The 4,973-nt window shown below is 62.4% G+C and carries 6 protein-coding genes; 2 read left to right on the top strand and 4 right to left on the bottom strand.

What is annotated here, in order from left to right; genetic code table 11:
- The 4 genes from ACMLHZ_RS02045 to ybaK form a co-directional block, all read right to left on the bottom strand.
- The coding region (locus ACMLHZ_RS02045; RefSeq protein ID WP_418666151.1) for an amidophosphoribosyltransferase at positions 1 to 593 on the bottom strand (593 nt) is incomplete at its 3' end.
- Between the two features lie 111 nt (positions 594 to 704).
- On the bottom strand, positions 705 to 1,412 hold the full coding sequence (gene purC / locus ACMLHZ_RS02040; RefSeq protein ID WP_418666150.1) for a phosphoribosylaminoimidazolesuccinocarboxamide synthase: 708 nt from the start codon (positions 1,410 to 1,412) through the stop codon (positions 705 to 707).
- Between the two features lie 83 nt (positions 1,413 to 1,495).
- On the bottom strand, positions 1,496 to 1,999 hold the full coding sequence (gene purE / locus ACMLHZ_RS02035) for a 5-(carboxyamino)imidazole ribonucleotide mutase (RefSeq protein WP_418666149.1): 504 nt from the start codon (positions 1,997 to 1,999) through the stop codon (positions 1,496 to 1,498).
- 424 nt (positions 2,000 to 2,423) lie between these two features.
- A complete protein-coding gene (gene ybaK, locus ACMLHZ_RS02030; RefSeq protein ID WP_418666148.1) occupies positions 2,424 to 2,903 on the bottom strand; it encodes a Cys-tRNA(Pro) deacylase in 480 nt (159 codons plus the stop codon).
- 130 nt (positions 2,904 to 3,033) lie between these two features.
- On the opposite strand from ybaK, the gene ACMLHZ_RS02025 reads away from it, so the two are divergent.
- Together ACMLHZ_RS02025 and aroF are read left to right on the top strand one after the other, a co-directional pair.
- Positions 3,034 to 3,831 carry a histidinol-phosphatase HisJ family protein gene (locus ACMLHZ_RS02025; RefSeq protein WP_418666147.1) on the top strand — a complete coding sequence of 266 codons (798 nt, stop codon included), beginning with the start codon at positions 3,034 to 3,036 and terminating at the stop codon, positions 3,829 to 3,831.
- A 302-nt stretch (positions 3,832 to 4,133) separates the two neighbouring features.
- The coding region (aroF, locus tag ACMLHZ_RS02020) for a 3-deoxy-7-phosphoheptulonate synthase (protein WP_418666146.1) at positions 4,134 to 4,973 on the top strand (840 nt) is incomplete at its 3' end.

Genomic DNA, 4,973 nt, shown 5'->3' with positions numbered 1-4,973 from the left:
CACAGCGGGCGGAAGCCGTTGGGGTCGCGCGCCGCGATCAGCTTGGTGTGGGTCATAATGACGAGGGAGTATGCGCCCTCAATGTCGTCCATCGTGCGGCTGACGGCCATCTCAATGTTCGGCGTCAGCAGACGGTTCTGGGTCAGCAGATAGGCGATGACCTCGGTGTCCGACGTGCCGTGAAAGATCGAGCCGCTCATCTCGAGCTTGCGGCGCAGCTTCGGCGCGTTGACAAGGTTGCCGTTGTGGCAGACCGCCATAGCGCCCTTGCAGTGATGCAGAACCATCGGCTGCGCGTTGGAACGGCTGCGCTGGCCCGCCGTGGCATAGCGGACATGGCCGGTAGCCATCTTTGCGCCGCGGGGCAGCTCCTCCAGCACGCGCTTGGTAAAGACCTCGCTGACAAGGCCCAGATCGCGGTAGCCGGACAGCACGCCGTCGACGTTCAGCGCAATGCCGCAGCTCTCCTGGCCGCGGTGCTGCAGGGCGTACAGGCCGTAATACGTGGTGGCCACCACATCCTGCTCCGGGTCACGGCGGTAAACGCCGAACACGCCGCACTCCTCGTGGATTTTTGAATCAAAATGCTCCATTGTCTCTCCTGTTCCCATCCTTGAATCTTTGGCAGGGCGCCCTGTGCCCTTTGCTCTCATGGCCGCAGAGCCGCGCCTTTTCCCCTCTATGCTTTGCAGTGCAGGGCCCTTTTAACCCAGCAGCCGCTTCATCACTTCCTGGTAGGCGTCCTCTTCGCCGCCGAGATCCCGGCGGAACAGATCCTTGTCCAGGTGGGCGCCGGTCTTGGCGTCCCAGAAACGGCAGGTGTCCGGGCTGATCTCGTCGGCCAGAACAATGGTTCCATCGGGCAGGCGGCCGAACTCCAGCTTGAAGTCGATCAGGCGGATGCCCACCTCCAGCAGGATGGATTTCAGCAGCTCGTTCACCTGAAAAGCGTACCGCGAAATGGTGTCGATCTCCTCCTGGGTGGCAAGGCCCATGGCCAGGGCGTGGTAGTGGTTGATCAGCGGGTCGTGCAGCTCGTCGTTTTTATAGCTGAACTCCAGGGTGGTGCACTTCAGAACGGTGCCCTCAGGCACGCCCAGGCGCTTGGTAAAGCTGCCCGCCGCCACGTTGCGGATGATGACCTCCAGCGGCACGATCTCCACCTTCTTCACCAGGGTTTCCCGGTCGCTGAGCTCCTGCACAAAGTGGGTGGGCACACCCTGCTTTTCCAGCTTCTGCATGAGCGCGTTGGAGAGTTTGTTGTTCACCACGCCCTTGCCCCGGATGGTGCCCTTCTTGGCGCCGTCGCCGGCGGTGGCGTCGTCCTTGTAATCCACGATCACCAGTTCCGGGTCGCTGGTGGCGAACACTTTTTTGGCCTTGCCCTCGTACAGCTGCTGCAATTTTTCCATGATAAATTTCTCCTTTTCCGTTCGTTTTTGTTTTTTATTTCCCCCAAAATACCGCTTGTTCCATGCAAGAACACCCCGCACTTTTACAGCGCGGCCAGCTCGGCCTGGAGCTTGTCCTCCCTGGCGGCGATCTGGGCTGCCATGGCGGCGCGGTCGGCGTCCAGCGCAGCAGCCAGCTCCCCGTCGGTCACGGCCAGCATCTGGGCGGCCAAAATGGCCGCGTTTTTGGCCCCGTTCAGCGCCACGGTGGCCACCGGGATACCGCTGGGCATCTGCACGGTGGCAAGCAGGGCGTCCAGGCCGTCCGCGGCGCCGCCCTTCATGGGGATGCCGATCACCGGCAGGGTGGTGTTGGCCGCAATGGCCCCCGCCAGGTGCGCGGCCATGCCCGCGGCGCAGATCACGGCGCCAAAGCCGTTTGCCCGGGCATTTTTTGCAAACTCGGCCGCCGGGGCCGGGGTGCGGTGGGCGCTGAGGATATGCGCCTCGAAGGGCACGCCCAGGCGTTTCAGTTCGGCGCAGGCGCCCTTCACGGTGGGCCAGTCGCTGTCGCTGCCCATCAGGATCGCTACTTTCTTGCGTTCCATACTTTTACTGCCTCCATCTTTCAGCTTGCGCCCGCCCCTGCGGCCGGGCAAAAGAAAAAGGCGTGGTGCGCTTGCACCACGGCCTTTAGCGTGCGTTTGTCCTGCGGCTGCTCTGCCCCTTGCACAGGCGGCGGCAGGGCGCGGCATGGCTGTGCCCCGCCCCCAAAGCCTTGCCCAGGCAGCAACGCGCTTTGTTTTCCATGCTCGCACCCCCTTGAAAAACAACACGGCTCACCAGCCCAGGCACGGCCTGTTCCGGCAAGCTCTCTGCCTTTAGTTTAAGGTGTGGGCCGCCAAAATGCAACCCGTTTTCCATCCCTTTCCGCATTTTCAGAACAATCGCTTTTCGGGGGCAATTTTTGCCTCGTTTTTTGGCACAATTACCAATTGAAAAGGCGATTAGTCATACTTCCTATACAAAATTTCACTGCATCGCGAGCTCTCCCCAAGCCGCGCCCGTCACCGCCAAAAGATCGGCGGGCCGCAGCTCCACCTGCGCCCCGATGCGCCCCGCGCTCACCATAATGGTGGGCCAGTTTTTTGCCGAGGCGTCCACCACCGTCACAAAGCGCTTTTTCATGCCCACCGGGCTGCACCCGCCCCGGATGTAACCTGTGGTCTTTAAAAGGTCCGCCACGTGCAGCATAGTCACGCTCTTTTCCCCCACCGCCCGGGCGGCCTTTTTCAGGTCCAGCCCGGCCGCCACCGGGATCACGAACACATAAAACGCCCGGCTCGCCCCCTGTGTGACCAGGGTCTTGAACACGCGGGCCGGGTCCTGCCCCAGCTTGCCGGCCACGGCCAGGCCGTCGATCGCGCCGTCGTCATGGGGGTATTCATGAAAGGTGTACGCCACCTTTTCCTTTTCCAGCATGCGCATGGCGTTGGTCTTGGGTTGCGCCATCCTTCCCTCGCCTCTTTCTTTTTTTCATATTATAAAGCTTTCGCCGTGCCCCGCGCAAGGGCCTGCTCCTGCCTTGCGGCGGGGGCCCGCGCATGCTACAATGAAAAAAACACGGCCCGGGAGGCACGCGATGCTTGTCGATCTGCACATGCACACCGAATATTCCATGGACGCCCAGTCCCCCCAAACCCCGCTGGCCAAGGCGCGCGCCGCCTGTGCCCGCGGGCTCGGGATCATCGCCATCACCGACCATCTGGATTTTTACCACCGGCACGGCCCTGCGGAAAACCGGGATATTGAGGGCTGCGTGCAGGCGGTGCGCGCGGCAAAAGAAGCCTTTGCCGGCCGGCTGGAGCTGCTGGCCGGCATCGAGCTGGGGCAGGTGCATGCGGACCCGGCGGCGGACGCCTTTCTGCGCACCCATGCGTTCGATCTGGTGATCGGCTCGCTGCACGTGATGCCCAACGATCTGGACATCTATTTCCACGACTTCGCATCGCTGGACTGCGACGCCTTTTTGCGCGAGTATTTCGCCCAGGTGCTGGCGATGGAGCGCCACGGCGGCTTTGACGTGCTGGCCCATCTGGATTACCCGCTGCGGGTCATGCGCCGCGAGGGCTATACCCCCTCCTTCGACCAGTACATGGACCGCATCTCGGACGTTCTGCGCGAGTGCGTCTCGCGCGGCTATGCGCTGGAGCTGAACGCCGCGGGCCTGGACGGCTGGCAGAAAAAGGTTGGCCCGCCGGACTGTGTATTGTACGAATACCGGCGGCTGGGCGGCCGGCGCATTTCCATCGGAAGCGACTCCCACAAGCTGTCCAACGTTGGCCGCGGCGTGGAGGAATGCGCGGCGCTGGCCAAACGGTTCGGTTTCGATTCCGTGACCGTGTTCCGCGGCCGCAGGCCGGAGCAGGTCCCCCTGTAAAAAGCCCCGCTTCCGGCTTCCGGGGCCCAAAAAAAAGTTTCACGCTTTACTTGACAAAAGCAAAACGGCGTGCTATGCTTGGCACAATCCCACCGCACACGAGGTATGTATCATGGCAAACCTGCTTTCTGCCAGCTATTTTTATTACGGCTTTTACTTTACCGGTAAAGGCCTGTTTTGCTGTGGAAAAACCCGCGGGGTGGGCGGCGCGTAACGCGCGCTGACCATTTGAAAACGCCGGGGGGCCTGCAGCGGCAGGCTCCCCGGTTTTTTGTTTTACATTGTGAAAGGGGCAATTCCATATGATCATTATTCTCAAACAAAACGCCGAGCAGCAGGCCATCAAGGCCCTGTGCGAGGAACTGAAAAGCCAGGGGCTCTCGATCCACGAGAGCGTGGGCGAGGCCACCCACATCCTTGGCCTCATCGGCGACACCACCTCCATCGCCGAGAGCTGGCTGCGGGCCATCCCGGTGGTGGAGGACGTGCGCCGGGTGTCCGAGCCTTACAAAAAAGCCAACCGCAAGTTCCACCCGGAAGACACGGTGGTCACGGTGGGCGGCACCCGGATCGGCGGCGGCAGTTTTGCGGTAATTGCCGGCCCCTGCAGCGTGGAGAGCAAGGCGCAGATTACCCAGGTGGCCGAGAGCGTGCAGGCCGCCGGTGCAAGCCTTTTGCGGGGCGGCGCGTTCAAGCCCCGCACCTCGCCCTACTCATTCCAGGGCATGCGCGCCGAGGGTCTGGAGCTGCTGCGCGAGGCCCGCCAGGCCACCGGCATGCCCATTGTAACCGAGATCATGAACACTGAACACCTGCCCCTGTTCGGCGATGTGGACCTCATCCAGGTGGGCGCGCGCAACATGCAGAACTTCGAGCTGCTCAAGGCGGTGGGCCAAAGCGGCAAACCGGTGCTTCTCAAGCGCGGGCTCTCGGCCACGCTGGAAGAGCTGGTCATGAGCGCTGAGTACATCATGGCCGAGGGCAACGACCAGGTGATCCTGTGCGAGCGGGGCATCCGCACCTTCGAGAACAGCATGCGCAACACCCTGGACATCAGCGCCGTGCCCATGCTGAAAAAAATGACCCACCTGCCGGTGGTGATCGACCCCAGCCATGCTGCGGGCATCGCCTGGATGGTGGAG

Source organism: Allofournierella sp., assembly GCF_048388525.1.
Taxonomy (GTDB): domain Bacteria; phylum Bacillota; class Clostridia; order Oscillospirales; family Ruminococcaceae; genus BQOK01.
The sequence above is the reverse complement of the archived record's forward strand: the minus strand, read 5'-3'. Positions and strand labels throughout refer to the sequence as shown.